We start from the raw sequence: 25,577 nt of genomic DNA on the forward strand, positions 1-25,577 counted from the left end.
ATGCTGCTCACCGAGCGTCTCGTTCTGCTGCTGCTTGATCCGCGCCGCGGCACCATGCAGGTGCAAGGGGCTTTGGCCGCGCAAACGCTGTTCGCCGCGGCGTTGCTGGCCGATCTGACACTGGCCGGGCGTCTGCAAGCCCTCGGCGCGGAGTGGCATCAGGACAGCGCGATGCCGCTGGCGCATCCGCTGCTGGCCGAACTGCAGCGCGCCTTGGGTATGAGCGCGCTGCCGCCACAACGCGCGCTGGAATTGGCGCGGCGCAAGCTCCCGCGACTGCGCCGCCGCCTGCTTGATGGGCTGGCCCGACGCGACCTGCTGCACCGCGTGCCACGTATCAAGTGGCTGCCGCGCGCCGGTCACCGCTACCCGCTGCGCTCGCAACAGGCGCGCGATGAAGTCGCAGCTGATCTGCTGCGTGCCGCCAACGCCAGCGAAGCTCCTTCAGACTATGCACTGCTGTTGCTGGCCGACACCGCGGGCTTGCTGAAGGGCTTGCCGCCAGCGGCGCACGGCGCCGCTTATGCCGCGCTCGGCGTGCTCGACAGTACCAGCGCAAACCCGGTGCCGGAGATGCGCGCGCTGGCGCTGCTGCGGCGCGTGCTGCTGGACCAATAGCCATTCCGGCGCGGGCGGCGCGGGCGGCGCGCAAGTCACCGCCCGCAATGGCCGATGATCAGCCGTTGCCGGACAACTTGAACTCGATGCGGCGCTTGACCACGACTGCGGTGGGCTTGCCGTTGATCAGCGCCGGTTTGAACTGCCAGCGCGACACGGCATCGATCGCAGCGCGGTCGAAGACTCGGCGCGGCTCCGCGTCGGTAACGTGGGCATTGCTCACGGAGCCATCGGGATTGACGGTGAACGCGACGTCCACCCAGCCCTGCTCACCGTTGCGCGCGGCCTGCAGCGGATACTTGGCCGGCACCAGACGCACGACCTGCGCATTGCGGTTCTCGGTTTGCGCCGGAGCCTTGACGACGGCAGCTTTCTGCGCAGTGGCAGCCGCGGCGGCTTGCTGCTCCTGCTGCTGCCGTGCGACAGCCGCCTGTTCCCGCTGCTGCTTGAGCGCGGCAGCGGCGGCGGCCTGTTCCTGCTGTTGCTTCTGTGCGGCTGCAGCCGCCGCAGTCGCGGCTTGCGCCAGCGCGGCGGTCTTCTTTGCCTGTTGCTGCTGCGTCGCCATCTTGTGCGCAGCATCCAGTTTGGATCGCAAGATCGTCAGTGTGTAATTGGTCGGGTCGGCCTTGGCCAGCAGATCAATTTCACGCTGCGCCTCGGCGTAGTTTCCCTGGTTGATGGTCTGATCGACGGTCTGCGCGCCATACGGAAAGGTTTCGCGCAGGGCGTCCTGCGCGGCACGATTGTTGGGGCTCTTGTGCAGCACTGCGAGGTAATACTCGAACGCGTTGTCGCCCGCAGGCGCAACTAGGCGGTCTTCCTTCAACGCTTTCTGTGCCTGGTCCATGAGTTGGTCAACGCTCATCGCGGCCAGCCGATCGGCGGCATTGGGGGCGACGGTGGCAGGTTTGGCGCTGACCGATGCGGCCTTGGCTGGGGCAACAGGCGCCTTGGCGGCCTGCGGCGCGGATTGATTGGAGCCGGAGCATGCGGCCAGTGCCGCACTCAACAGCACAACCATCGCCGCCGCCCCGAGGCGGGCGTTGGCGCGGGGAAATACGGACTCAATAGCCATGGGCAAGCCTCATGTGGATGGGCGCGCCCCCGACTGCTTCCCCCTGTGCGGTTTGGAACGCCGCAAGCGCGAGCGCCACGTTAGCCCGATCACGCGCGGCGAGCAATGTGAAAATGTCGCCGACACAAAATGAAACGCCCCGCAATGCGGGGCGCGACCTCGAATTCGAGGCCCCTCTCCGCGCTGGGCAGTCGCGGAGAGGGTGGAAAGTTACCAGCTTGCAGAACGACACTCGTCTCAGAGGGCGAGCGCTGCCACCTTCATGGGAGCAGCTGTCTTCACCGCCTTCCTGGCGGACTTTTTCGCAGCAGGCTTTTTCGCCGCGGCTTTCTTGGCGGCCGGCTTCTTGGCCGCAGCCTTCTTCTTGGCGGCCGGCTTCTTGGCCGCAGCCTTCTTGGCCGCCGGCTTCTTGGCCGCAGCCTTCTTCACGGACTTCTTCGCGGCCGTCTTGCGAGCGGTCGCGACCTTGGCCTTGGCGACCTTCTTGGTCGTGGCCTTCTTGGCAGTGGACTTTTTCGCCACAGGTTTCTTGGCGGCGGGTTTCTTCGCAGCAGTTTTCTTGATAGCCATAATTCGTCTCAGCTCCTCGTCAGTTGGCAGTGGTTGCCCAGTAAAAGCATGCAGGAACGCCTCGCACAGAAGATCACTAATAGTGGCGTGCCTGAGATTGCAGATCTGGCGACGGGTACGTTCATCAGAGAGCACCTTGAGCACATGCAGCGGAACCGACACGGTGATCTTGCGTACCGCCTCGGCTTTTGCGCCGTGCTCGATATAAGGCTTGATGAATTTGGACGTCGCCATTCTTTATTCACTGATCTTCCGGCGCAGAAACTATTGCGTCATTTTTCCACTGTCAATCGATTTCGCTGCATTGGATGCACGACGTGCACGGCAAGGCAACGCGTACTCAAGCCTGCGCGGCAATGAACAATTTGCCGTTATGGACGTATGGATGTCTAGACGTCTTCACGTTTTGAAATTCATGTTTGCGCTACAAGCCTTGCTATTGCTTGCATTGCGCCGCCGCGCATGCGCGCATGGCAGCGACGCACGCATATGACGTGACGCGAGTCACGCGGTACAAATGGCACTGAACGCCAGCGAACTTCGCAACAAAACAAATTTGCGTGGAGCGCGCGCGGCAGCGGAATTTTTTGCCTGCGCGTGCGCCGATTTCAGCGTAACGCCCTGCCGAGCGCCTCGGTGTAGCGGTCGAGATCGCCTTCGGTCTTGGTCTCGGTGGCGCACACCAGCAACGCGTCGCCAAGCTCTGAATAGTCCTCGTCGAGGGCAACGCCAGCGAGAATGCGCGCCTCGGCGAGGCGCTCGATCACCGTGCCGGCAGGCAACGGCAACGCCAGCGCGAACTCGTGAAAACCCGCGCGCTCGAACAGCACGCGCACACCCGGCAGCGCCGTCAGGCGCGCGCGCAGCGCACGCGCGTTGTGCATGCAGTGCGCTGCCACACGGCGCAGACCCTCGGGACCCAGCAGCGCCATGTGGATGGTTGCCGCGGTCACCAGCAAACCCTGATTGGTACAGATGTTGGAGGTGGCCTTGGCGCGGCGGATGTGCTGCTCGCGCGCCTGCAAGGTGAGCGTGAAACCCTCGCGCCCCTCGAGATCGGTGGTGCGCCCGACGATGCGTCCCGGCATCTGCCGCACGAATTCCTGCTTGCAGGCCAGGATGCCGAAATATGGCCCGCCCGAACTGAGCGGCACGCCTAGCGGCTGACCCTCGCCAATCACGATATCGGCGCCCTTGACGCCCCACTGTCCGGGCGCCTTGAGCACTGCCAGCGCCAGCGGATTGATCACGCCGATCACCAGCGCGCCGCGCGCGTGCGCCCAATCGGTCAATGCATCGACCTCTTCGAGTACGCCAAGGTAATTGACCTGCGGCACCACCAGCGATGTGAACGCGTCGAAATCCTGCTGCGCCAGCCAGTCGGGCGCGATACCGCCAGCCATGGCGCCGTTGTGACAGAAATCGAACTCGACCACATCGATGTTCTGCAAATCGACGATGGTACGCAGCGTCTTTCGATACGCGGGATGCACGCTGCGCGGCACCAGCACGCGACGCGCACCCTTCTTCATGCAGCGCTCGGCCATCAGCACCGCCTCGGCCAGCGCGGTGGCGCCGTCGTACAGCGAGGCATTGCTGACATCCATGCCGGTCAGCCGCGTCATCATGGTCTGGTATTCGTAGATCAGCTGCAGCGTGCCCTGGCTGGCCTCGGCCTGATACGGCGTATAGGCCGAATAGAACTCGCCGCGGGTCGCGATCTGCCACACCGCCGCCGGAATGTGGTGCTCGTAAGCGCCGGCGCCAGCGAAATTGAGCACTCCGGCATCCTGCGCGGCGCAGCCCTGCATCAGGCGCGCGACGTGCATCTCCGGCATGCCCGTGGGTACGTGCAGCAGAGCCTGCGCCTTCAGCGCGGGCGGAATCTCGTCGAACAGATCCTCGATCTGCGTGACGCCAATGGCCGCGAGCATGGCGCGGACGTCGGCTTCGGAGTGCGGAATGAATGGCATGGCGGTTTCCGTAAACGCAAAGCGCCCGGCCGAGGCCGGGCGCGGAGATCGGACATCTGCGCTCAGTGCGCGTCTTCTTCGTCGAGCAGTTCGGCGTAAGCGTCCGGATCGAGCAAGGCCTCCATATCCTCGGGGTTGCTTGGCTTGACGGCAAAAATCCAGCCCTCGCCGTAGGCGTCCTCGTTGATGGTCTCGGGCTTGTCGGACAACGCCTCGTTGACCTCGACCACGGTGCCGGAGACCGGCGTGTACACATCCGAGGCCGCCTTGACCGATTCGACCACGGCGCAGGCGCTACCGCTCTGCACCGTGTCGCCGACGCCGGGCAGTTCGACATAGACCAGATCGCCCAACTGGCTTTGCGCATGCTCGGAAATGCCGACGCGCACGAGGCCATCGTCTTCGAGCCGCGCCCATTCGTGGGACTTGAGAAACTTGAGGTCGCCGGGGATCTCGCTCATGGGAAAGGTTCCGGGTTTGAGTGATGGAGTGCGGGGGCGCGATTCTAGCAAGTGGCCGCGATGGCGAGCGTCAAACGCCCGCGCAAGCCTGACCGTTGCGCACAAAAGGATACTTGACCACGCGCACCGCGAGCTGACGACCACGGATATCGACGCTGACCGCGCCCGTGTCGCCGGCCGGCACGCGCGCGAACGCCACCGCCTTGCCCAGCGTGGGCGCGAAGGTGCCGGAGAGAATCTCGCCCGCGCCCTGCGCGGTGTGCACGCGCTGGCCATGGCGCAGCACGCCTTTTTCGTCCAGCACCAGGCCGATCATCTGCCGCGGCGCGCCCTCGCGCTGCTGGCGTTCGAGCACGACACGGCCGATGAAATCGCGGCCCTCGTCCAGGCTCACCGTCCACGCCAGCCCGGCCTCGAACGGCGTGGTGCTCGCGTCCATGTCCTGACCGTAGAGATTCATGCCGGCTTCCAGGCGCAGCGTATCGCGCGCGCCCAGCCCGCAAGGCTGCACGCCGGCGTCCTGCAAGCGTCGCCACAGCGCGGCGGCATCCATACCCGGCAGGGTGATCTCGAAGCCGTCCTCGCCGGTGTAGCCGGTGCGCGCGATGAACAGCGCGCCCTCGCGTGTGGCACTGAACGGCTTCAGCGCCAGCGCGCGCGTCGCCAACTCCAGCGGCCACAGGCTGGCGGCCTTGCTGCGCGCATGCGGACCCTGCACCGCGATCATCGCCAGCTCCGGATGGTGCTCGACCTGCACGCCGAACAGCGCGGCGTGCTGACGAATCCAGGCCAGGTCCTTGTCGCGCGTGGTGGCGTTGACCACGAGGCGGAAGTGGCTTTCGTCGAGGAAATACACGATCAGATCGTCGATCACCCCGCCTGCGGGATTGAGCATGCAGGTGTACAGCGCCTTGCCCGACAGTTTGAGCTTGTCCACGCTGTTGGCCAGCAGTTGGCGCAGAAACTCGCGCGCGCGAACGCCGCGCAAATCGACCACGGTCATGTGCGACACATCGAACATGCCGGCATCGCGGCGCACCGCGTGGTGCTCCTCGATCTGCGAGCCGTAGCTGATCGGCATGTCCCAGCCACCAAAGTCGACCATCTTCGCGCCCAGCGCGCGGTGGACGGGATTGAGCACGGTCATCTCGGTCATGGATGCATTGCCGCAAGGGGAGGCGTGGATTATCCGTCCTCGCGGGCGGCGGCACCAACTGCGAGGTGCATACAGTTGAATGGGGCATGGACGGTCGCTCGAGCACCCACAAACCACAACGCCCGTGCCGCGGCGAGGTTCTTCGCGCCGCTCAGCAGTAAAGCGTCACATCGAGGTGACAGCGCGCAACCGTGTCAGTGCGAACGATCACACTCATCGCTCCATCCACCCGGCACACCTTGCGCGACTCGGGCAAACTTGTCGGGACGATCATTCACGCGCAGGGGTCAGCGGCATGAGCGACACGGCGACAGCGGGCGGCACGTATCTGCGCCGCATGGGCGGGTTTTCCTCGACCATGCTGGTGGTGGGCGGGGTGATCGGCGCGGGGATTTTTCTCAATCCCGCAGTGGTCGCCGCGCATACGCATTCGGGTGTCGAGCTGCTGCTGGCATGGGTGCTGGGTGGCGTGCTGACCATGATCGGCGCGCTGTGCTTCGCCGAACTGGGCGCGCGGCGGCCCGAGGCGGGCGGCAGCTATCTGTATATCTTCGAGGCGTTCGGGCCGCTGCTGGCGTTCCTGTTCGGCTGGACCATGCTGATCGCCGACCTGCCCGGTTCGCTGGCGGCGGTGGCGCTGATTTTCGGCCGCTATGCGGCAACAGCAGTCGGCCTGCCACTGCACAGCGCGCCGGCGCTGGGCAGCAGCGCATTGGTGCTGATCGCGCTGGTGCATGCGCGCGGCATCAGCAGCGGCGCGGCGCTGCAGAACGTGCTGAGCCTGCTCAAGCTGAGCGCGGTGGCGGCGCTGGCCGGCACCGGGTTGTGGCTGGCGGCGCCGCATCTGTCCATCGCGCTGGCGACCGACCCGAGCATCACCCAGCCGAATTTCTCCATGGCGCTGCTGCCGGTGCTGTTCGCCTATGGCGGCTTCGCCTATCTCAACGCGCTGGCCGGCGAGGTGCGCGATCCGCTGCGCACGCTGCCACGCGCGCTGCTCGGTGGCCTGCTGCTGGTGATGCTGGCCTACGTGCTGGTCAATCTGGGTTACCTGGCGGCGCTGGGCCATGCCGGCCTGGCCAAGAGCGCGGCACCGGCCGCGGCGGTGATGCATCGGGCGTTCGGGCCGCTGGGCGAGCGCCTGATCGCCGCCGGCATCGCCGCATCGACTTTTGGCTACTGCGCGGTGGCGCTGGGCGGCGCCGCGCGCGTGTTGCAAACCATCGCCGCGCAGGGTTTGTTTTTCCGCAGTCTGGGCGTGCTGCATCCGCGCCGGCGCACGCCGCAGCGCGCGCTGCTGCTGTTGGCCGCATGGTCCATCGTGCTGGCGCTGAGCAACAGCTTTGCGTGGCTGCTGAACTACACCACGGTGGTCGACTGGCTGGGCTACGCCGCAGCCATCGCCGCGCTGTTCTGGTATCGGCGCCGACAGCCTGATTACCGCGGCTTTCGCATGCCGCTGTATCCACTGGAGCCGATCCTGTTCATCGCGCTGGTGCTGGCGGTGGTCGTGGTGACTGTGGCCTACAGCCCGAGCGATGCCGGCATGGGCCTGGTGGTGATGCTGCTGGGGCTGCCGGTGTATGCGTTCTGGAGTCGGCGCAAGCAGGCTTGATCGCGCGCCCCGCGCCACCACATCACCAGCATGAGCCGCGCCTTCACCAGGGAATCCGACACGCCCGAAGCCCTGCCCGAGCGCGCGCTGAGCGCATACCCCAATTACGTCACCGCATACGGGTTGGCGCAGTTGCGCGCGCGCGCCGCGGCCGCGCGCACGGAGTTGCATGCCGCGCAAGCCCGCACCGATGTCACCGCCACGATGACGTTGGCGCGCGATCTGCGCTGGCTGGATGCGCGCATCGCTGCGGCTATCGTGGTTAATCCCGCCGTACAGCCGCCCACGCGCGTGGCTTTCGGCGCCGAGGTCACGATGGAGGACGAGGCCGGCGCCACGCAGCGCTGGCAGATCGTGGGCGAGGATGAAGCCGACGCGGCCGCCGGCAAGGTCAGTTGGGTGTCGCCGCTGGCGCGCGCCCTGCTCGATGCGCAAGTCGGCGACGCGGTGGTCTGGCGACGCCCGGCCGGCGCGCAGACGCTCAGCGTCACGCACATCGCTTATCCGCGCTGAACTGCACGCCACGCCGCGCGCGCCAGGCCGCCGCGCGATGCGAGAATGCGCGCTGCCCCCGAGATCCGCGCCATGGCCCAGTTGCCCCCGCATGTTCCGCCCGCGCACATCACCCCGCAGCCCAAACGCAGCGGCATCCACCTGCACGTCAACGGCAAGCCCTATCTGCACGCCGGCGATCCGGACATGCCGCTGCTGTGGTGGCTGCACGATTACCTGCAACTGACCGGCACCAAGTATGCCTGCGGCATCGGCGCCTGCGGCGCATGCAGCGTGCTGATCGACGGTGAGCCCGCGCACGCCTGCCTGACGCCGATGCAAACCCTGCAAGGACGCAAGGTGATCACGGTGGAAGGCCTGGCGCAGGCCGACGGCAGCCCGAGCGCATTGCAGCAGGCGTGGATCGACGAGGACGCGATCCTGTGCGGCTACTGTCAGGCTGGACAACTGATCGCCGCGCACGCGCTGCTGCAGCGCCATCCGCAGCCCAGCGAAGCCGACCTCGACAGCCTGCCCAACCTGTGCCGCTGCGGCAGCTATCCGCGCATCCGCAAGGCCGTGCAGCGCGCCGCGCGCAGCAAGCCGGGCAAGCCGGACGTGCCTGACATGCCGGGCAAGCCTGCATGAGTGACCTTGATCGACGCCAATTCCTCAAGGTGATGCTTGGCGCCGGCGGCGCGCTGATCGTCGGCATTCCGCTGCGCGCGGCGCACGCGGCCACGCCACCGGTGCCGCTGGCGCTGCTCGGCGATAACTGGACGCGGCTCAGCGCCTTCGTCAGCATCGAGCCCAACGGCCGCACCCTGATCGGCGCGCGCGCGCCGGACACGGGTCAAGGCGTGCGCACCGCGCTGCCGCGCATCATCGCCGACGAACTCGACGCCGACTGGACGCGCGTCGAGGTGCTGGCGCTGCCACTGGGTGTCGAGGACGACAACGGCAAACCGCGCTGGCTGTATGGCCCGCAGCACGCCGGCGGCAGCCGCAACATTCCCGAGGCGTGGCAGGACTTGCGCAGCATCGGCGCCGCCGCGCGCTGGCTGCTGCGCAACGCCGCCGCGCAACGCTGGAATCTGCCCGCCGATCGCCTGACCACGCGCGCCGGCTGGGTTCTCTCGCCGGACGGCCGGCGCCTGGATTACGGCGAGCTGGCCGCGGCCGCCGCGCAATTGCAACTGCCCGATGCCGGCGTGGCGCTGAAATCCGCCAGCGACTACCGGCTGATCGGCCAGCCAGCGCGCGACGTCGATGCGCGCGCCATCGTCAGCGGCCGTCAGGCCTACGCGTTCGATCAGACCTGGGGCGATGGCTACGTGGCGGTGATCGCGCGTTGCCCCTATGCCGAGGGCGAGCTGGAGCACCTCGACGACAGCAAGGCGCGCGCCGTCGCGGGCGTCGAGAAAATCATCCCGATCAGCGTGCGCGAAGCCGCCGGGTTGATCGGCGAGGTGCCGTTGGCGCCTGGCATCGCGGTGCTGGCACGCGACACCTGGGCGGCGCTGAAAGGCCGCACGCAGTTGGCACTGCGCTGGCGCGCGCGCCAGGGCGGCGATGCCTCGACCGACGCGCTGACGCAACAGGCCGCCACGCTGCTCAAGGGCACGCCGACCACACAGGTGCGCAACGATGGCGACTTCGCCAAGGCTTTCAAAGCCGCCGCGCATCGCATCGAAGCCGAGTACCACGTGCCCTTTGTCGCGCACGCAACCATGGAGCCGATGAACTGCATGGCGCTGGTGACCAGCGACCGCGCGCACCTGATCGCGCCGACACAAAGCCCGCGCCGCGCGTTCGAGATCGTGCGCAAACTCACCGGCCTCGACGCGGGCAGCATTCTCATCGAGATGCCGCGCATCGGCGGTGGTTATGGGCGGCGCATGGACGACGATTACATCGCCGAGGCCGTACTGCTGGCGCAGGCCGCCGGCAAACCGATCAAGCTGCTGTGGATGCGCGAGGACGACATGACCCACGACGTCTATCGCCCGTTCGGCGTGCATCGTCTTGCCGCCGGCACCGATCGCAAAGGGCGCATCGCAGCGTGGCAGCACCACCTCGCCAGCACCTCGCGGTTGTGGCATCGCGGCGTGCCCAGCGATCAGTTGTGGACCTCCGAGATGCAGCCCGATGCACTGCCCGCGGGACTGGTGCCCAATCTGCAACTGGGCTGGTACGCGCTGGATTTTCCGCTGTGGCGCGGCGCGTGGCGCGCGCCCTCGCATGATTCCAATACCTTCGCCATCGAGAGTTTTCTCGACGAGATCGCACACGCCACGCGCCAGGATCCGCTCAAGCTGCGCCTCGCGCTGCTGCAACCGGCGCGGCAAGCGCCGGTGCAGGGCGGCACATTCGACAGCAGCCGTCTCGCGGCGGTGCTGAAGCAGGCCGCGGACAGCATCGGCTGGGGCCAACGCACGCCCACCGGCCACGGCCGCGGGCTGGCCTGCGCGCACAGCGCCGGCGGCTACTGCGCGCATGCTTTCGAGGTGTCGGTGCAATCTGGCAAGCTGCATTTCCATCGCGCCGTCGCCGTGGTCGATGTCGGACGCGTGATCAACCCGCTGGGGCTGGACGCGCAAATCATGGGCGGCACGCTGGATGCGCTGTCCACCGCTCTGAAACTGGAAATCACCGTCAAGGACGGCCAGGTGCAGCAGCAGAATTTCCCCGAGTACCCGATCGCGCGCATGCGCGAACTGCCGCGCACGGTCGAGGTCATCCAGATCGCATCCAGCGCCGCGCCGGTCGGCGCCGAAGACCTCGGCGTGCCCAGCGCCGCGCCGGCGCTGGCCAATGCCATCTTCGCTGCCACCGGCAAGCGCTTGCGGCGCATGCCGTTCGCCGCGCAGTTGGCGCGCATGGGCTGATCCATCGCGCACAGCGCCATCGGCATGGACGCCCCTCAGCCGCCGGGAGATCAATGGTATGTGTGTACGCGATCGCTACCGGGCGATATGGGCTGAATGCTCAGCTTCGTCGAGGTGGCGCACCATGCGCTGACTAATCAGACGGCTTCATTTATACGTCGCAGCGACCACGCGATCCTGCAGGGCAAGTATGCGCGTCTCTATCTGGCGGAAGCCGCGTACCGTTTCGACCGTCGGTTTCACCTGCGCGAGATGCTGCCGCAACTGGAGTGCGCCATGATGCTCTGCAAACCGCACCCCGAGTCGCTGCTGCGCTTGGCGGTCAATTTTCTGACTGAGATTTGGCCCCTGATCAAAAGCTGCGGTTTGAACGTTTCCTTTCTCGCGTCTGATGCACAGGAATGATCCCGAAATAATCAAGATATTCTTGAAATCGTTCGCGCACCAGCGGTGCAGGTAACAGGGTTTCGAAGTGTCGTGCATAGCGGTTGCTGTGATATCCGCCGGTCTGCGGATGTGTCAGATAGTTCCTGACGCGGGCACGGACTTCCGGGCTGAGAGGCGATCCGATAAAAGCGTAGATGCGTCCAAGGGTAGCCAAGGGGTCCGCTGTCAACTCCTCATAAAACACATGCAAGACATTTTTTTGTAGGGCGTGCGCACTCTGTGCAATATCAATGATCCGCTGACTGCCGAGTACCCAACGATCGAGTACCCGATTTGCGACGCGCGTGGCTTCAGCATGGTCACTGAATAATCCCTGTAAGATCATGGTCAAGGCAGCGACTGAAGGGATGACTTTGCTGGGGTCGCGATGCGTGACGATCAAGCGCGCATCCGGGTAAACCCGCAAAATGTCGTCGTAAAAAAAGACATGATCCGGGCATTTGAGAATCCAGCGTCCTCCGCCGTTGTGGTGGTGTAGGTGCTGAAGAAAGCGACGGTGAAAAGCGTACGCGTTTTCATGCGTGCGCCCGTCCATCCACGCAAGATATGACGGAACATCATAAGTCGTATCGAAACGGAGGCTTGCAAAGACGTTGCTCAGGATTTCTGAGCATTCTTGGGGGGATTCATAGGTTGCAGGATAAGCACTCTGGAAATCCGGCTCCAGAAAATCCAGCCATAATAAGTTGCGTTGCATGCGAGCCCGACGGTCATCTCCATTGCGATCCAGTGCCGACTGCGGACAAGGATAGGTCACCTCCCAGATCCGCGGTGCGCGGTGCGCTGGATCCTGCATTAAAAGCGAATGAAGAAAGGTACTCGCTGTGCGTGGAAGGCCCATGATAAAAACGGGCGCGGATATCTCAATGTCACGAATCTCTGGAATCTGTTTACGCTCTTCAGTCAGCCAGAGAAGGTTTCCCAAGAGACGCAGCGTGTCCAGACGAAAACTTTTACGACCGATGTAGTTCAAACCCGCATCGTTGATCACTGAGGCGAGGAGTTGCTCGAGTCCCTCGGTAAGTCCTCGGTAACCAAAGTCGTCGAGCTCCGTAGCCTGCTGCGCGAGTTGCAGGTAATCCTCTGCGCAATTCGGTAATGGTGCACTCGATGTGCGCAGGCGCTCAAGCACGGGCACGGCCGTGTTCACCGATTGGCGAATCGCCCGCGCTCGGAGCAGACGCAGACGATGCCAGACATCAATATGCGTATTCATCTTCCAGATCTCCATCCCATGTGTGTCGATTGAAGCAGGAGGAGACGCAATCTGATGAGCGGATCCGCTGCCCGATTTCCAGTCTGAGGATCATGCGGAAGGATCCATCGCAACCGCGGAATGCAGTTCGTACCAGTGCCAGGAAGCAAGAAATGGGAGGGCGAAAATGACATCCCGAAGCCGGGTTACAAGGGACACGGCCAATCCCAACGCAGGTGTGAGGCCTGCTAGCGGAGCCAGCAACGCATATACCCCTTCCTGCAGGCCCCATCCCGAGGGAACGAGAAATCCAAATGAGCGAGTTGCACGCCCCAATCCCTGCAGGAGAAGCGCAAAGACAAAAGGGGCACGCGTATGCATGAGTATCAGGATAAACCAGATCTCCACCGCGCCACAGAGCAGGCTCACGAGTTGCCAGAAAAGCGCAAAAAACATAGTCAATCGTTGCGAGTAGAGCTGATGCAGATGATCTTTCAAGATTAGCGGGGCGCTAGTCCAGGATGTTCTTCGTGACTTAGGGGAAAAACGCTGGGCGCTGAGACTCATTGCTTTGAACACACGACCGTTGAGCTGTGCCCAAAGGATGACAATCAGGACGGCCGCCAGAATCGCAGTGATGGAAAATACCATCTTCAAGTTGCCTGCAGAAATATGTGGCGCTCCGAGCAGGAAGAGTCCCGACGCCATAATGATCGTCAGAAGTTCGGCAAGAGTGGCTATGGTGCCTTCGGCAATGAGGCCGGCAAGAGCAGTGGCGGTGGGTACACCGCGATGTTGCAGCAGACGCACGCCAGCTATGAGTCCACTGGCACTCAGCGGAATCAGTGTCTGCGCGGCATTGCGCACGGAAGCAATCCAAAGCGTATTGCGGCGATGCAGGCATACACCTAGATTCCTAAGCATGGCATGCCAGCCCACGCTGTCGGCAGCAACCGTCAATTGGTGGAGTAGCACGAGGATCAATAGTCCCCATCCAACACGAATAAAGGCCGCCCCAATACCTGTCGTGTGGACCCAGATGAGCAATGATCCGGTCACGGCCAACCCAACGGTCGGTCCCCAAAGCCGTTGCGCCCAAACCCTGGCAAGGGCCGGTCCGGACAGCCGCTGCCCGGATGTTCTCGCGACTGGATGGGGTCTCGTTGACACGTTGGATAATGAAGACATACTGAGGCTGGCGACACATCAACAGTCACGACACGCAAGCCGAGGTCGCAGCACGACTGCTCTGTTGCCTTTACTTGATTCACCGCGAATCTCAGCCCCCGATCGCATGATTTGCGACAGCGCTGCGGGACGATGACGCCGCCGCCGCGGGTACACGCCATGTCGATCAATTTCGTGCGATTCCAGCAAGAATTGCCGATGCTCGAGCTCATGCAGCAATACGGTACCGAAGCAAAGGCCTATCGCGCCCTGTGTCGGGCGCGCTGGCTGCAGGGCTTCCGCTGCGGCGACCGTCGGCGTTCGCGCTGCCGCCGCGGCCGGCAGGTGTACTAGCAGTACCGGTCCTGCCGGCATCAGACGACCTTGCTCAGATGCACAATCTTTGAGGTCACCAAGCCGGTGCGCGGCTTCGACGATGCCAGCATCAAGGCCTGGCAGGCGCGCCATTTGGCGCCGGGCGGCACCGAGGCGTGCACGGATGGGTTGTTCTGCTTCCGCCGTCTGGCCGAGGCCAATCATGCGCACACGACCAACGGAAGTTCCCAAGGGATCGTACTGGTGACGGACGGCGGCCGCGCCGGCTGCGAGGTTCAGGGTGCGCGATCGCGATGGGGCAACGTACTGCTGGGCAACGCCAAACGCGCCAACAGTCGCAGCTATCGCGCGATCCGGCAGGACAAGTACGCGCGCCTCTGCCTGACAGAAGCCACGTACCGTTTCAACCGTCGGTTTCGCCTGCGCGAACTGCGGCGGCGACTGGCGCGCACGATGATGCTGTGCAAGCCGCATCTAGATCTGACCTTGCGCATGGCGAGCAATTTTCATGGCTGAGGATTAGCCCTAATCAGGTCGATCATTGCTTTCATCGCTTTCTCCCTGATCCCATGACAGGACATCAGGGCGTCTGAATTCGCCGCAAACGCTCCGCCTGATCAGCGTAGCGTGGCCCGTCGCGGGCGCAACTTACAGCGGTGTGATCTGCGCGTGAGCCTGCTTTCGCCTCAGCTCGACGGTGGCACGCTGGCCGCGGGCGCTGGTGCACTGCTCGCGGGCGGCACCGGCACGCCCAGGCCGGGGACGAGGGGCTTTTCGGGCAGCAACTGGATGGTGTTGGCGTTCCTGGGCGAGGTGAAGTGGGAAAGTTGCTTGGGGCCGACGATGCCGCAGGAGCCACCCGGCGGAAACGGCAAAATCACGCATTTGACGCGGGTGTTGCCGGGCAGCCGCACCGGCACGGTGATCTCCTGCAAGGTCTTGCGCACGTACTTGTCGAGCAAGGTCTCGTTCTTGGGCACCCACGCGTTGGAAAACACCGTGCGCCGCGGCGGCGCGATGATCGTGTGCGCATTGAAATCGACATTGGCGCGCGGCGCTTGCGGCGCGAACGCCGCCACGGGTGGCGTCAGCATGGACTTGGGCAATATCAAGGTCCCGTTGGGCGAATACAGCCGCAGCGTGCCGGCCGGCGTGCTGCTCGGCGTGGGCACCGCCGGCGGCGCGGGCCGCGCGGCGGGCGGCGCGGGGCGCGGCGGGGCATGCGTGCTGGGCGCGGGCGCGGTCAGCGGCGGTGGCAGCGTGATCGCGGGCGGCGGTGGCAACGGGCGATGGCTGGGGATCAGGCGCACGATCAACGCCTCGCCGGGCGGCCGCGTGATGCTGATGGCATACGGCCGCGAGGCCACGAACAGCCACCACGCCAGCAGCACGTGCAACAGCAGGACCAACGCCAGGCTGATCCAGCGCAAACGTGGATCGGGACGGCGCCGTTCACGCAGCTCGCGCAACAGCGCATGACCAGCGCGATCGAACACTCGCGCCGGACCACCACGCGCGCCCGCCGCGCGTCCGCGCGCTGGGCGATAGGCGTATGCGGCATCGGGTTGGGGCAAATCGGCGTGCATGCGGCTCGTGGGTGCGGGCGATGCGGCGGCAAGCCTAGCAGTATGTCGAAATGGCACCGCCCTGCACTATCTCCACCTCCACGCCGTGTCCCCACACGGCTGCGTACTCAATCAAGCCGGATCAAGTACCTGCGCAGCGGAGTCAATCAATGCATAGGCTCGACAACAGGGTCAACGCGGCGGCTGCACGCTGACTGCGGGTGCCGGCGCACTGCTGCTGGCGGGCAGCGGAAAGCCCATGCCTGGCACCAGCGGCTGCTCGGGCAAAAACTGGATGGTGGTGGCGTTCTTCGGCGGCCTGAATCGGGAATCATCGGGTCCGCCGAACGTGCAGCCACCCCCCAGCGCCAGCGGCACGATCATGCACTTCAGGTGCGTGTTGCCGGGCAAACGCACTGGCACGGTGAACGTCTGCACGAACTCGCGCACGAGCTTGTCCAGCAGGTTTTCGTTTTTCGGAACCCAGTACTTGGAAAATACCGTGTGCGTCGTCGGCGCCACGACTTGGCGCGGATTGATGTCCACATTGGCCGTGGGCATCTGTGGCGCGAACGCCGCCGCGGGTGGCGGGGTGTGCACGGTCTTGGGCAGCAGCAACGTGCCGCCAGGCGAATACAGCCGCAGCGTGCCGGCCGGCGTGCTGCTCGGCGTGGGCACCGCCGGCGGCGCGGGCCGCGCGGCGGGCGGCGCCAAACGCGGCGGCGCATGCGCGCTGGGCGCGGGCGCGGTCAGCAGCGGCGGCAGCGCGATCGCGGGCGGCGGTGGCAGCGCACGATGACTGGGGATCAGGCGCACGATCAGCGCTTGACCGGGCGCATGCGGCACGCTGATCGCATACGGACGCGAGGCCGCGAACAGCCACCACGCCAGCAGCACGTGCAGCAACAGCACCAGCGCCAGGCTGATCCAGCGCTGGCGTGGATCGGGACGGCGCCGCCAGTGCAGCTCGCGCAGCAGTGCATGACCTTCATGATCGAACGCCAGCGCCAGATCACCAAGTGCATCCGTCGCGCGCCCGCGCGCAGGGCGGTAGGCATACACAGCGGCGGATGACAGCGGATCGTTGTGCATGCAACTCGTGGGGAGGGCCAAGCGCGGCGAGCTTAGCCGGGGACTGGCGCGCGCAAGCTAAACCGAAGTTGTGGCGTCCAATATGGCTGGCCGATACGCAACCGGGGCGCTTGCGCGCCCCGGGATCCTGCCTTGCATCGTTCTACCAGACCTCGGCCGTTGCCTTGTCAGCCACCGCCGTAGCCGCCATCGTCCGGCGCCACGTACTGATCGACGCGCACGCGAATGCGATCGCGCGGCGGGTAACTGGTGCGGGTATGAAAGTCATTGCCGCGATAGCGATACGTCACGTCGTAGCCAACCACCTGCTCGCGCGCGCGCCAGCCCTGTTGCACCTGGCAGCTCTGGTAGCCGGGCTGGTAGCGCTGCTCCTGGCTGTAGTAGCCGGGGCCACGCGTGGCGTTGTTGCCCACCGCGCCGCCGATGACCGCGCCGGCGATCGTGGCCGCGGCCCGACCGTCACCGTGACCGACCTGATTGCCCAGCGCGCCGCCGATGACCGCACCCAGCAGCGTGCCGGCGGTGCTGCCCGAGCCTTGCTGGTAGCGCTCCTGCGAAACCACATAACCGGGCTGCTGCTGGCACACTTCGCGCCGCACCGGATAGCCGCTGCGCGCGTAGATCGGCGTGACGCGCTCAACCCGCGCCCAGGCGTAACGCGGGCCATCGCCTTCGTGGTGATCGCGCCAGCCATGCGCGGGCGCCCAATCCGGGGGATCAGCGAATGCGGGCGCTGCCACCGCGGCCAGCGCGCAACCCAGCAGCATGGAACGCATCAAGGTGTTCATGGACTCCTCCGATGTGACCGTGAGTGACTCAAGCGCGCAAGCTGCGCGCGATGCAAACGTAGCGGAACGCGCTGAATTGGTGTTGAACCGACTTCACGCCTCAATGCACCAACGCCACGCGCAGCGCGCGCACGTCGGCGCGGCCGTGATCGTCGACCACGCGCAGGGTGTAATCACCGGCCACGCGCGGGCGCCAGAACAAGGTGCGGCCTGGCAGGCTGCGGCCGATGTAGCTGCGATCGGCGAACCAGTACAACGCGCGTGCGTCGGCATCGGCGGTGGCGCTGAGCGCGATCTCGCCCTGCATCTGCTGGCCGACGCGCAGCGAATACACTGCGCCGAGCAGCGGCGAGGTGATGCGCGGCGCCTGCCCGGCCACGGCCTCGGCATAAGGGCACGCCGGGTTCTGCGGCGGCGCGCGGCGCGGGATGCCGGCGGCGCGAAACACCTGCTGCAAATCGGTGGGCCAGAACTCGAACACTTCCTGTTTGTCGTAACGCGCATCGTAAGGCGGACACGCCGCCTGACCACTGCGCGTGTCGATCATCACCGGGCGCTACACGGTGTCGACCTTGATCGGCGACACGCCGGGGATGAACCAGGTCTCGCCGCGGCGCGGGCACCACACCGTGGGCAGCGCGCCGCTGGACAGGCACACGCTGACGCGGCGCAGCCGCGCCGGCACCGGCCGCGGCAGATACGCGCGCAGCGCCGGGCGCGTGGCTTCCAGCGCGTGCACGATGTTGAAGAACAGCGGCGCCGCGGCCTCGCCGCCGACCAGCGCGGGGTTGGAGCTGCCGTCGAAATTGCCTACCCACACCACCAGCACGTAGGGACCGAACACGCCTGCGCTCCAGGCATCGCGAAACGCCGAGGAGGTGCCGGTCTTCCACGCCATCGGTAGCCGCGCCGGCTGGCCGACGCTGGCGCCCTCGGGGGGCGGGTTGTGCTGCAACACATCCAGCACCATGTAGCTGGCCGCCATGCCCCAGCGCCGCAATCGCCGCGCCCACGCGCGCCAACACGCCGCGCGCGGCCCCGCCCTGCTGCTCAGTCGCCACGCCCCATCCCCATGCGGGCATCCCGGCGCCCACAACATTGCGATTAGATCAGAAAATTCCGCAGATCTCGTATTACGTTTTGACGCTGCCGCGCCGAACAAGCTGTTTCAGTACCTCGGCAATTGCGACGGCACCCCACCAACTTGCGTCAGGCGCCAGTCCATCTGCCCGAACGGATTGGGCGTGGTTTGATAGCTGAGGATGGGGCCGCCACACGCCGTACAGCACGCCGGCCTTGCCGGCCACGGTGCAAACACCCAGCTTGTGCAACTGGCGCTGCGGAACGCCGTTGTACAAATCGTCGATGAAGTTCTGCGCCATGGCGCGCGGCGTGGCTATATGGCGCTCGCTGCCCACCGCCGAGCCCTCGGAGGTGGACGCGCCCTTCGGGCTCACGATCCACTCCTTGCCCCGGGCAAGCACGAAGGCAATCCCTGGCATGCCACTGCCCTGCATGCGCCAGTTGTCGCTGGCCTGCACGCCGGAGGGGCTGCCATCGGCAGTGAACGCCGCCTCGTGCACCCACCCATGTGTGACGCTCGTCATCAGATGACCTGGCATGCCGGCACTGAGGCGCTCGGCATAGGTGTAATTGGCCAGCGCGCCCATGCGCGCCACGGTCAGCCGGCCGAAGTGGCGCGGCGGGTGGCGCTGTGCGGTCGCCTGCGCGCTTGCCGCAACAGCCAGCAGCACGGCGATGCGCAAGGCACGACCACGCGCGCTCATCGCGCTGCGTCCGCAGACGTGCGCAATTGCAGGTCGATGGCGCGCGCGGCCTCGCGGCCCTCGCGGATCGCCCACACCACCAGCGACTGGCCGCGGCGCGCGTCGCCGGCGGCGTACACGCGCGGCATGCTGGTAACGTAACTGCAGGCGTGCGCGCCGGCCTCGGCCTTGATGTTGCCGCGCGCGTCCGCGGCCACGCCGAAGGCTCGCAGTAGCGACACGCGCGGATGCACGAAGCCCAGCGCCAGCAGCACGCGATCGGCTTCGATCTCGAAGCGGCTGTCGGCGATCTCGAGCATGCACCCGTCGCGCCACTCGACGCGGCAAACGCGCAGCGCGCGCACGCGATCGGCATCCGCGCCGCTACCGGACAGAAACGCCTGCGTGGTCACCGCCCAGTCGCGCGCGCAGCCTTCCTCGTGGCTGCTGGAGGTGCGCAGCTTGATCGGCCAGTACGGCCACACCAGCGGCTTGTTTTCCTGCGTGGGTGGCTGCGCCAGCAGCTCGAACTGGGTCACGCTGCGCGCGCCCTGGCGGTTGCAGGTGCCGACGCAATCGCTGCCGGTGTCGCCGCCGCCGATCACCACCACGCGCTGGCCGGCGACATTGATCGCGTCCACAGCCGGCTCGCCGGCATTGCGCTGATTCTGCGGGCGCAGAAAATCCATGGCGAAGTGGATGCCGCCAAGCTCGCGGCCGGGAATGGGTAAATCGCGCGGCTGCTCGGCGCCGGCGGCCAGCAGCACGGCATCGAATGTGTCCAGCAATTCAGCAGCGCTGACCTGCCCGGCCCCATCACCAATCTCGACGCCGCAGCGAAACACCACGCCCTCGGCTTCAAGCTGTGCCAGACGCCGGTCGATATGCGTTTTCTCCAGCTTGAAATCGGGGATGCCGTAGCGCAGCAGCCCGCCCGCTCGCGCCTGTTTGTCGAATACGCTCACGGCATGGCCGGCGCGCGCCAACTGCTGCGCGGCGGCCAGCCCCGCCGGGCCGGAGCCGACGATGGCGACGCCGCGCCCGCTGCGCGCGTGCGCTGGCTGCGGCTGCACCCAACCCTGCGCCCAGCCGGTGTCGATGATGGCGTGCTCGATGGCCTTGATGCCTACCGCCGCGGCATGGATGCTGAGCGTGCAGGCCGCCTCGCACGGCGCCGGACACACGCGCCCGGTGAACTCCGGAAAGTTGTTGGTGGCGTGCAGCGCGTCCAGCGCCTCGCGCCAGCGCCCGTGCCAGACGTGATCGTTGAAATCCGGGATCAAGTTGTGCACCGGGCAGCCGTTGTTGCAAAACGGAATGCCGCAGTCCATGCAGCGCGCCGCCTCGGTGCGCGCCACGGGTTCCGGCAGCGCGGGCGTGAACTCGCACCAGTGGCGCACGCGCGTGGCCGGCGCCTCGCGCGGCTCGTCCTGACGCGGGTAATCGAGAAATCCGCTGAGCTTGCCCATGCTTTTGCCTCACTGCGCCGCGCTGCTGGCGCGTTCGAGTTGCTGCGTGGTTTCGCGGCGTGCGGCGATGTCGCCCAGCGCGCGCCGGTACTCGTGCGGAAACACCTTGACGAAGCGGCCGCGCGCGCTGTCCCACTGCTGCAGCAACTCGCGCGCGCGCAAGGATCCGGTCCAGCGGTGGTGCGCTTCGAGTAGGCGCCGCACACACGCCTCGTCGCTGTCGCCGCCGTGCCACAGCGCGCGCGGCACCGTGTCGATCTGCTCGGCCTCGGGCAATACCTTGTCCAGCGTCACCATGGCCGCGTTGCAGCGGCGCGCGAACTGGCCGTCGCTGTCGTACACGTAGGCCACGCCGCCGCTCATGCCGGCGGCGAAGTTGCGCCCGGTCGCGCCCAGCACCAGCACGGTGCCGCCGGTCATGTATTCGCAGCCGTGATCGCCGCAGCCCTCGACCACCGCGGTGGCGCCGGAGTTGCGCACCGCGAAGCGCTCGCCGGCCACGCCACGAAAGAACGCCTCGCCGGCGGTGGCGCCGTACAGCACGGTGTTGCCGACGATGATGTTGTCCGGTGCCTCACCGCGAAAATCGATGCTCGGACGCACCACCACGCGCCCGCCGCACAAGCCCTTGCCGGTGTAGTCGTTGGCGTCGCCGATCAGGTACAGGGTGATGCCGTGCGCCAGAAACGCGGCGAAGCTCTGCCCGCCGCTGCCTTCCATCTGGATGTGCAAGGTGTCGTCGGGCAGGCCTTCGCTGCCGAAACGCCGCGCCACCTCGCCGGACAGCATCGCACCGACGCTGCGATGCACGTTGCGCACGTCCTGGATGAAATGCACGCGCTCACCGGACTCCAGCGCCGGACGCGCGCGCTCGATCAGCTTGCGATCCAGTGCGCGTTCCAGGCCGTGATCCTGGGTCTGCTCGTGACGCCGCGCGCCGACGCCGGGCGCGGCCAGCACGCGCCGCAAATCGATGGCGTGCGCCTTCCAGTGCGACACATCCTGGCGCGCGTGCAACAGCTCGACGCGGCCGACCAGATCCTCGAAGCGGCGCACGCCGATCTGCGCCATCAGGCCGCGCACCTCCTCGGCGAGGAAGAAGAAGTAATTGATGACGTATTCGGGGGTGCCGCTGAACAGCTTGCGCAAGCGCGGGTCTTGCGTGGCGATGCCCACCGGACAGGTGTTGAGGTGGCACTTGCGCATCATGATGCAGCCCGCCGCCACCAGCGGCGCGGTGGCGAAACCGAACTCGTCAGCGCCCAGCAACGCGGCGATCACCACGTCGCGACCGGTACGCAACTGGCCATCCACCTGCACGCGGATGCGCGCGCGCAAACCATTCTGCACCAGCGTCTGCTGCGTCTCCGCCAGACCGATCTCCCACGGCGTGCCGACGCGCTTGATGCTGGACAGCGGCGCCGCGCCGGTGCCGCCATCGTGGCCGGCGATGACCACGTGATCGGCCTTGGCCTTGGCCACGCCGGCGGCGATGGTGCCGACGCCGATCTCGGACACCAGCTTGACGCTGATCGAGGCACGTGGGTTGACGTTCTTGAGATCGTGGATGAGCTGCGCCAGATCCTCGATCGAATAAATGTCGTGGTGCGGCGGCGGCGAGATCAGGCCCACCCCCGGTACCGCGTGGCGCAGATAACCGATGTACTCGCTGACCTTGGCGCCCGGCAGTTGCCCGCCCTCGCCGGGCTTGGCGCCCTGCGCCATCTTGATCTGGATCTGATCGGCGCTGACTAGATACTCGGCGCTGACACCGAAGCGCGCCGAGGCCACCTGTTTGATGCGCGAGCGCAGCGAATCGCCGGCCTGCAGCGGCTGGTCGGCCACTACCGCCTCGGCGCCGAGCACGTCAAGCAAGGTGTCGCCCGCATGCACACCGGGCGTGCCGCGCAACTCGGCGCGGTAGCGCGCCGGATCTTCGCCGCCCTCGCCGGTGTTGCTGCGCCCGCCGATGCGGTTCATGGCCAGCGCCAGCGTGGCGTGCGCCTCGGTGGAGATCGAGCCCAGCGACATCGCGCCGGTGGTGAAGCGTGTGACGATCGCGGTCGCGGCCTCGACCTCATCCAGCGGCACCGGGCCGGATGCGTCGCAGCCCAGCTCCAGCAGGCCGCGCAAGGTCAGCAGTTGGCGCGCGTGTTCGTTGATCAGCGCGGCGTAGTCGCGATAGGTATCGCTGTGGCCGGAGCGCACTGCGTGCTGCAGCTTGGCCACGGCATCCGGCGACCACAGGTGCCGCTCGCCCTGCGCGCGCCAGGCGTAATCGCCGCCCAACCCGGGCGCGGTCGGCGCGCTTTCATCCCACGCGGCGCGATGCAGACGCAGCGCTTCCTCGCCCAGCTCGAACAAATCGACGCCGCCGACCGGCGCCAGCGTGCCGCTGAAGTATTTGTCCACCAGCGCCTGCGCCAGGCCAATGGCCTCGAAGCACTGCGCGCCGCAATAGCTCATGAAGGTGGAAATGCCCATCTTGGACATCACCTTGAGCAAGCCCTTGCCGATCGCCTTGATGTAATTGCGCTGCGCCTGCTCGGCCTGCAGCGGCTGCGCGTCGGTCTCGCCCAACAGCGGCGCCAGCGCGGCCACCGTGTGCAACGCCAGATACGGATGCACCGCCTCGGCGCCGTAGCCGGCCAGCGCGGCGAAATCGTGCACCTCGCGCGCGCTGCCGGTTTCCACCACCAGCCCAGTCTGCGTGCGCAGGCCACGCGCGATCAGGTGCTGATGCAGGGCAGATAGCGCCAGCAGCGCCGGAATCGCCACGCGCGCGGCGTCCTGGCTGCGGTCGGACACGATCAGGATGTTGTGACCACTGCCCAGCGCATCCACCGCCTCGGCGCACAGCGAGGCCAGCCGCGCCTCGATACCCTCGGTGCCCCACTCGGCGGGATAGCAGATATCCAGCGTGTAGCTGCGGAACTTGCCGTCGCTGATGCGCGCGATCTGGCGCAGCCGCGCCATGCCGGTGAAATCGAGCACCGGCTGCGCCACTTCCAGGCGCAACGGTGGGTTGACCTGGTTGATATCCAGCAGATCCGGCTTGGGGCCGATGAACGACAGCAGCGACATCACCAGTTGCTCGCGGATCGGATCGATCGGCGGATTGGTGACCTGCGCGAACATCTGCCGGAAGTACGCGTACAGCGGTTTGGCGTGCAGCGACAACACCGCAAGCGGGGCGTCGTCGCCCATCGAACCGATGGCTTCCTCGGCCTGCAGCGCCATCGGCGCCAGCACCATGCGCAAGTCCTCGACGCTGTAGCCGAAGGCACGCTGGCGCGCAGCCAGATCCGTCGGTGGCGTCGGCACGGCGTCATGCGCCTGCGGCGCATCCAGCGCATCGAGGCGCACGCGCAGCGCCTCCACCCACTGCCGGTACGGCCGCGCCGCGGCCAACTGCGCCTTCAGTTCGTTGTCGTCGATGATGCGCCCGGCGTCGGTGTCGATCAGCAGCATGCGCCCGGGCTGCAGACGCCACTTGCGCACAATGCGACTCTCCGCCACCGGCAGCACGCCGGACTCCGAGGCCAGCACCACGCGGTCATCGTCGGTGAGGATGTAGCGCGCCGGGCGCAGGCCGTTGCGATCCAGCGTGGCGCCGATCTGGCGGCCGTCGGTGAAGGCGATCGCCGCGGGGCCGTCCCACGGCTCCATCATCGCCGCGTGGTACTCGTAGAACGCGCGCCGGCGCGGGTCCATGTGCGCGTGCTGCTCCCACGCCTCGGGGATCATCATCATCATCGCCTGCGCCAGCGGGTAGCCGGACATCAGCAGCAGTTCGAGCACGTTGTCGAAGCAGGCGGTGTCGGATTGCTCGGGATAGATCAGCGGCCACAAGCGCCGCAAATCCTCGCCCAGCACCGGCGAGCGCACCGCGCCCTCGCGCGCGCGCATCCAGTTGTAATTGCCGCGCACGGTGTTGATCTCGCCGTTGTGCGCGACCAGGCGATACGGATGCGCCAGCGCCCACTCGGGAAACGTGTTGGTGGAAAAACGCTGGTGCACCAGCGCCAGCGCCGACACCGCGCGCTCATCCATCAGATCGCGGTAGTACTGCCCGACCTGATCAGCCAGCAGCAGGCCCTTGTAGACCACGGTGCGCGTGGACATCGAGGGCACGAAGTATTCGGTGCCGTGGCGCAGGCCCAGCGCGCGGATGGCGTGGCTGGCGGTCTTGCGGATCACGTAGAGCTGGCGCTCCAGCGCATCGGCCACGCGCACCTGCGCGCCACGACCGATGAACACCTGGCGGATCACCGGTTCGCGCGCGCGCACCGCCGGCGACATCGGCATGTCGCGATCCAGCGGCACCTCGCGCCAGCCCAGCACGCGCTGGCCCAGCGTGCGCACCGCGCGCTCGATCTCCTGCTCGCAGGCCATGCGCGAAGCCGGCTCGCGCGGCAGGAAAATCATGCCCACGCCATACTCGCCCGGCGGCGGCAGGCGGATGCCGCGCGCCGACATGTCCTCGCGGTACAGCGCGTCGGGAATCTGCATGAGGATGCCGGCGCCATCGCCCATCAGTGCATCGGCGCCGACCGCGCCGCGATGGTCGAGGTTTTGCAGGATCAGCAAACCGTCGCGCACGATGGCGTGCGATTTCTGCCCCTTGATGTGCGCGACGAAACCCACGCCGCAGGCATCGTGCTCATACTCGGGGCGATACAGCCCAGCGCCGGCGCGCGGCGGGGCTGCGGGTGTGTGCTGCGGCATGGCAAGCTCCAGCGACCGCGGGCGACACCGCCGCGACGTGCGGCCCCGACCGGGGCTGACGCGGTGCACAACTGCGGGTACATGTGGAGACTGCCGCCGTCAAGCGCGCTTGTCCAGCACCAGGGTGACTGACTCGGCCCTCGAACCGCTCGCCGATCGATTCCAGCAAGCGCCGA

At 66.5% G+C, this 25,577-nt stretch carries 21 protein-coding genes and 2 pseudogenes; 8 read left to right on the forward strand and 15 right to left on the reverse strand.

Annotated elements, in window-relative coordinates:
• Entirely contained in the window at positions 1-618 is a 618-nt protein-coding gene (locus tag ACYDAT_RS01590) for a GPP34 family phosphoprotein (RefSeq protein WP_461438742.1), read from the forward strand.
• Between the two features lie 58 nt (positions 619-676).
• On the opposite strand, the gene ACYDAT_RS01595 is transcribed toward ACYDAT_RS01590, so the two are convergent.
• Both ACYDAT_RS01595 and metJ read right to left on the reverse strand, forming a co-directional pair.
• Positions 677-1,693, reverse strand: coding sequence for an energy transducer TonB (locus tag ACYDAT_RS01595; RefSeq protein WP_461438741.1), 1,017 nt, complete (start codon positions 1,691-1,693; stop codon positions 677-679).
• 237 nt (positions 1,694-1,930) lie between these two features.
• Positions 1,931-2,497 carry a met regulon transcriptional regulator MetJ gene (gene metJ, locus ACYDAT_RS01600; RefSeq protein WP_461448285.1) on the reverse strand — a complete coding sequence of 189 codons (567 nt, stop codon included), beginning with the start codon at positions 2,495-2,497 and terminating at the stop codon, positions 1,931-1,933.
• Here metJ and ACYDAT_RS01605 point away from each other — a divergent pair.
• A complete protein-coding gene (locus ACYDAT_RS01605; protein ID WP_461438739.1) occupies positions 2,478-2,756 on the forward strand; it encodes a hypothetical protein in 279 nt (92 codons plus the stop codon). The two genes, metJ and ACYDAT_RS01605, sit on opposite strands and share 20 nt — an antisense overlap.
• Before the next feature lie 115 nt (positions 2,757-2,871).
• Here the strand turns inward: ACYDAT_RS01605 and gcvPA are convergent, their stop codons facing one another.
• The 3 genes from gcvPA to gcvT all read right to left on the reverse strand — a co-directional run bounded on the left by gcvPA (position 2,872) and on the right by gcvT (position 5,853).
• Complete coding sequence (gene gcvPA / locus ACYDAT_RS01610; protein ID WP_461438738.1) at positions 2,872-4,236, reverse strand: aminomethyl-transferring glycine dehydrogenase subunit GcvPA; 1,365 nt, start codon at positions 4,234-4,236, stop codon at positions 2,872-2,874.
• A 62-nt stretch (positions 4,237-4,298) separates the two neighbouring features.
• Complete coding sequence (gene gcvH, locus ACYDAT_RS01615; RefSeq protein ID WP_461448286.1) at positions 4,299-4,697, reverse strand: glycine cleavage system protein GcvH; 399 nt, start codon at positions 4,695-4,697, stop codon at positions 4,299-4,301.
• Positions 4,698-4,767: 70 nt separating this feature from the next.
• Entirely contained in the window at positions 4,768-5,853 is a 1,086-nt protein-coding gene (gene gcvT, locus ACYDAT_RS01620) for a glycine cleavage system aminomethyltransferase GcvT (protein WP_461448287.1), read from the reverse strand.
• A 295-nt stretch (positions 5,854-6,148) separates the two neighbouring features.
• Between gcvT and ACYDAT_RS01625 the strand changes: the two genes are divergently transcribed.
• The 5 genes and pseudogenes from ACYDAT_RS01625 to ACYDAT_RS01645 form a co-directional block, all read left to right on the forward strand.
• Positions 6,149-7,468 (forward strand): APC family permease, encoded by a 1,320-nt coding sequence (locus ACYDAT_RS01625; RefSeq protein ID WP_461438735.1) that lies wholly within the window; start codon positions 6,149-6,151, stop codon positions 7,466-7,468.
• 30 nt (positions 7,469-7,498) lie between these two features.
• A complete protein-coding gene (locus ACYDAT_RS01630; RefSeq protein WP_461438734.1) occupies positions 7,499-7,981 on the forward strand; it encodes a GreA/GreB family elongation factor in 483 nt (160 codons plus the stop codon).
• Positions 7,982-8,053: 72 nt separating this feature from the next.
• Complete coding sequence (locus ACYDAT_RS01635; protein ID WP_461438733.1) at positions 8,054-8,608, forward strand: (2Fe-2S)-binding protein; 555 nt, start codon at positions 8,054-8,056, stop codon at positions 8,606-8,608.
• Complete coding sequence (locus ACYDAT_RS01640; protein WP_461438732.1) at positions 8,605-10,848, forward strand: xanthine dehydrogenase family protein molybdopterin-binding subunit; 2,244 nt, start codon at positions 8,605-8,607, stop codon at positions 10,846-10,848. The genes ACYDAT_RS01635 and ACYDAT_RS01640 overlap by 4 nt, the downstream gene beginning before the upstream one ends.
• A 168-nt stretch (positions 10,849-11,016) precedes the next feature.
• Positions 11,017-11,178: pseudogene (locus tag ACYDAT_RS01645) on the forward strand (IS1595 family transposase); the annotation flags it as partial.
• Positions 11,179-11,200: 22 nt separating this feature from the next.
• Here the strand turns inward: ACYDAT_RS01645 and ACYDAT_RS01650 are convergent.
• Positions 11,201-12,511 (reverse strand): sulfotransferase family protein, encoded by a 1,311-nt coding sequence (locus ACYDAT_RS01650; protein WP_461448288.1) that lies wholly within the window; start codon positions 12,509-12,511, stop codon positions 11,201-11,203.
• 90 nt (positions 12,512-12,601) lie between these two features.
• Positions 12,602-13,549, reverse strand: coding sequence for a lysylphosphatidylglycerol synthase domain-containing protein (locus ACYDAT_RS01655; RefSeq protein WP_461448289.1), 948 nt, complete (start codon positions 13,547-13,549; stop codon positions 12,602-12,604).
• Between the two features lie 288 nt (positions 13,550-13,837).
• Between ACYDAT_RS01655 and ACYDAT_RS01660 the strand changes: the two are divergent.
• Positions 13,838-14,509: pseudogene (locus tag ACYDAT_RS01660) on the forward strand (transposase).
• A 170-nt stretch (positions 14,510-14,679) separates the two neighbouring features.
• On the opposite strand, the gene ACYDAT_RS01665 reads toward ACYDAT_RS01660, so the two are convergent.
• The 8 genes from ACYDAT_RS01665 to ACYDAT_RS01700 form a co-directional block, all read right to left on the reverse strand.
• Complete coding sequence (locus tag ACYDAT_RS01665; protein WP_461448290.1) at positions 14,680-15,579, reverse strand: hypothetical protein; 900 nt, start codon at positions 15,577-15,579, stop codon at positions 14,680-14,682.
• A 171-nt stretch (positions 15,580-15,750) separates the two neighbouring features.
• Positions 15,751-16,650, reverse strand: coding sequence for a hypothetical protein (locus ACYDAT_RS01670; RefSeq protein ID WP_461440046.1), 900 nt, complete (start codon positions 16,648-16,650; stop codon positions 15,751-15,753).
• A gap of 167 nt (positions 16,651-16,817) precedes the next feature.
• Positions 16,818-17,438 (reverse strand): glycine zipper 2TM domain-containing protein, encoded by a 621-nt coding sequence (locus ACYDAT_RS01675; protein ID WP_461440047.1) that lies wholly within the window; start codon positions 17,436-17,438, stop codon positions 16,818-16,820.
• Positions 17,439-17,538: 100 nt separating this feature from the next.
• Positions 17,539-17,985 (reverse strand): hypothetical protein, encoded by a 447-nt coding sequence (locus ACYDAT_RS01680; protein WP_461448291.1) that lies wholly within the window; start codon positions 17,983-17,985, stop codon positions 17,539-17,541.
• Positions 17,986-17,994: 9 nt separating this feature from the next.
• On the reverse strand, positions 17,995-18,423 hold the full coding sequence (locus ACYDAT_RS01685; protein WP_461448292.1) for a hypothetical protein: 429 nt from the start codon (positions 18,421-18,423) through the stop codon (positions 17,995-17,997).
• A gap of 148 nt (positions 18,424-18,571) precedes the next feature.
• A complete protein-coding gene (locus ACYDAT_RS01690; RefSeq protein ID WP_461448293.1) occupies positions 18,572-19,225 on the reverse strand; it encodes a hypothetical protein in 654 nt (217 codons plus the stop codon).
• Positions 19,222-20,673, reverse strand: coding sequence for a glutamate synthase subunit beta (locus tag ACYDAT_RS01695; protein ID WP_461448294.1), 1,452 nt, complete (start codon positions 20,671-20,673; stop codon positions 19,222-19,224). The genes ACYDAT_RS01690 and ACYDAT_RS01695 overlap by 4 nt, the downstream gene beginning before the upstream one ends.
• 9 nt (positions 20,674-20,682) lie before the next feature.
• Positions 20,683-25,401 carry a glutamate synthase-related protein gene (locus tag ACYDAT_RS01700; protein WP_461440051.1) on the reverse strand — a complete coding sequence of 1,573 codons (4,719 nt, stop codon included), beginning with the start codon at positions 25,399-25,401 and terminating at the stop codon, positions 20,683-20,685.
• Positions 25,402-25,577: the final 176 nt, after the last annotated feature.

The sequence above is a fragment of the Metallibacterium sp. genome, from assembly GCF_054637675.1.

Coding starts and splice junctions, on each gene's coding strand:
- ACYDAT_RS01590 (WP_461438742.1), top strand. CDS start 1: ATGCTGCTCACCGAGCGTCTCGTTCTGCTGCTGCTTGATCCGCGCCGC.
- ACYDAT_RS01595 (WP_461438741.1), bottom strand. CDS start 1,693: ATGGCTATTGAGTCCGTATTTCCCCGCGCCAACGCCCGCCTCGGGGCG.
- ACYDAT_RS01605 (WP_461438739.1), top strand. CDS start 2,478: ATGAATTTGGACGTCGCCATTCTTTATTCACTGATCTTCCGGCGCAGA.
- metJ (WP_461448285.1), bottom strand. CDS start 2,497: ATGGCGACGTCCAAATTCATCAAGCCTTATATCGAGCACGGCGCAAAA.
- gcvPA (WP_461438738.1), bottom strand. CDS start 4,236: ATGCCATTCATTCCGCACTCCGAAGCCGACGTCCGCGCCATGCTCGCG.
- gcvH (WP_461448286.1), bottom strand. CDS start 4,697: ATGAGCGAGATCCCCGGCGACCTCAAGTTTCTCAAGTCCCACGAATGG.
- gcvT (WP_461448287.1), bottom strand. CDS start 5,853: ATGACCGAGATGACCGTGCTCAATCCCGTCCACCGCGCGCTGGGCGCG.
- ACYDAT_RS01625 (WP_461438735.1), top strand. CDS start 6,149: ATGAGCGACACGGCGACAGCGGGCGGCACGTATCTGCGCCGCATGGGC.
- ACYDAT_RS01630 (WP_461438734.1), top strand. CDS start 7,499: ATGAGCCGCGCCTTCACCAGGGAATCCGACACGCCCGAAGCCCTGCCC.
- ACYDAT_RS01635 (WP_461438733.1), top strand. CDS start 8,054: ATGGCCCAGTTGCCCCCGCATGTTCCGCCCGCGCACATCACCCCGCAG.
- ACYDAT_RS01640 (WP_461438732.1), top strand. CDS start 8,605: ATGAGTGACCTTGATCGACGCCAATTCCTCAAGGTGATGCTTGGCGCC.
- ACYDAT_RS01650 (WP_461448288.1), bottom strand. CDS start 12,511: ATGAATACGCATATTGATGTCTGGCATCGTCTGCGTCTGCTCCGAGCG.
- ACYDAT_RS01665 (WP_461448290.1), bottom strand. CDS start 15,579: ATGCACGCCGATTTGCCCCAACCCGATGCCGCATACGCCTATCGCCCA.
- ACYDAT_RS01670 (WP_461440046.1), bottom strand. CDS start 16,650: ATGCACAACGATCCGCTGTCATCCGCCGCTGTGTATGCCTACCGCCCT.
- ACYDAT_RS01675 (WP_461440047.1), bottom strand. CDS start 17,438: ATGAACACCTTGATGCGTTCCATGCTGCTGGGTTGCGCGCTGGCCGCG.
- ACYDAT_RS01680 (WP_461448291.1), bottom strand. CDS start 17,985: ATGATCGACACGCGCAGTGGTCAGGCGGCGTGTCCGCCTTACGATGCG.
- ACYDAT_RS01685 (WP_461448292.1), bottom strand. CDS start 18,423: ATGGCGGCCAGCTACATGGTGCTGGATGTGTTGCAGCACAACCCGCCC.
- ACYDAT_RS01690 (WP_461448293.1), bottom strand. CDS start 19,225: ATGAGCGCGCGTGGTCGTGCCTTGCGCATCGCCGTGCTGCTGGCTGTT.
- ACYDAT_RS01695 (WP_461448294.1), bottom strand. CDS start 20,673: ATGGGCAAGCTCAGCGGATTTCTCGATTACCCGCGTCAGGACGAGCCG.
- ACYDAT_RS01700 (WP_461440051.1), bottom strand. CDS start 25,401: ATGCCGCAGCACACACCCGCAGCCCCGCCGCGCGCCGGCGCTGGGCTG.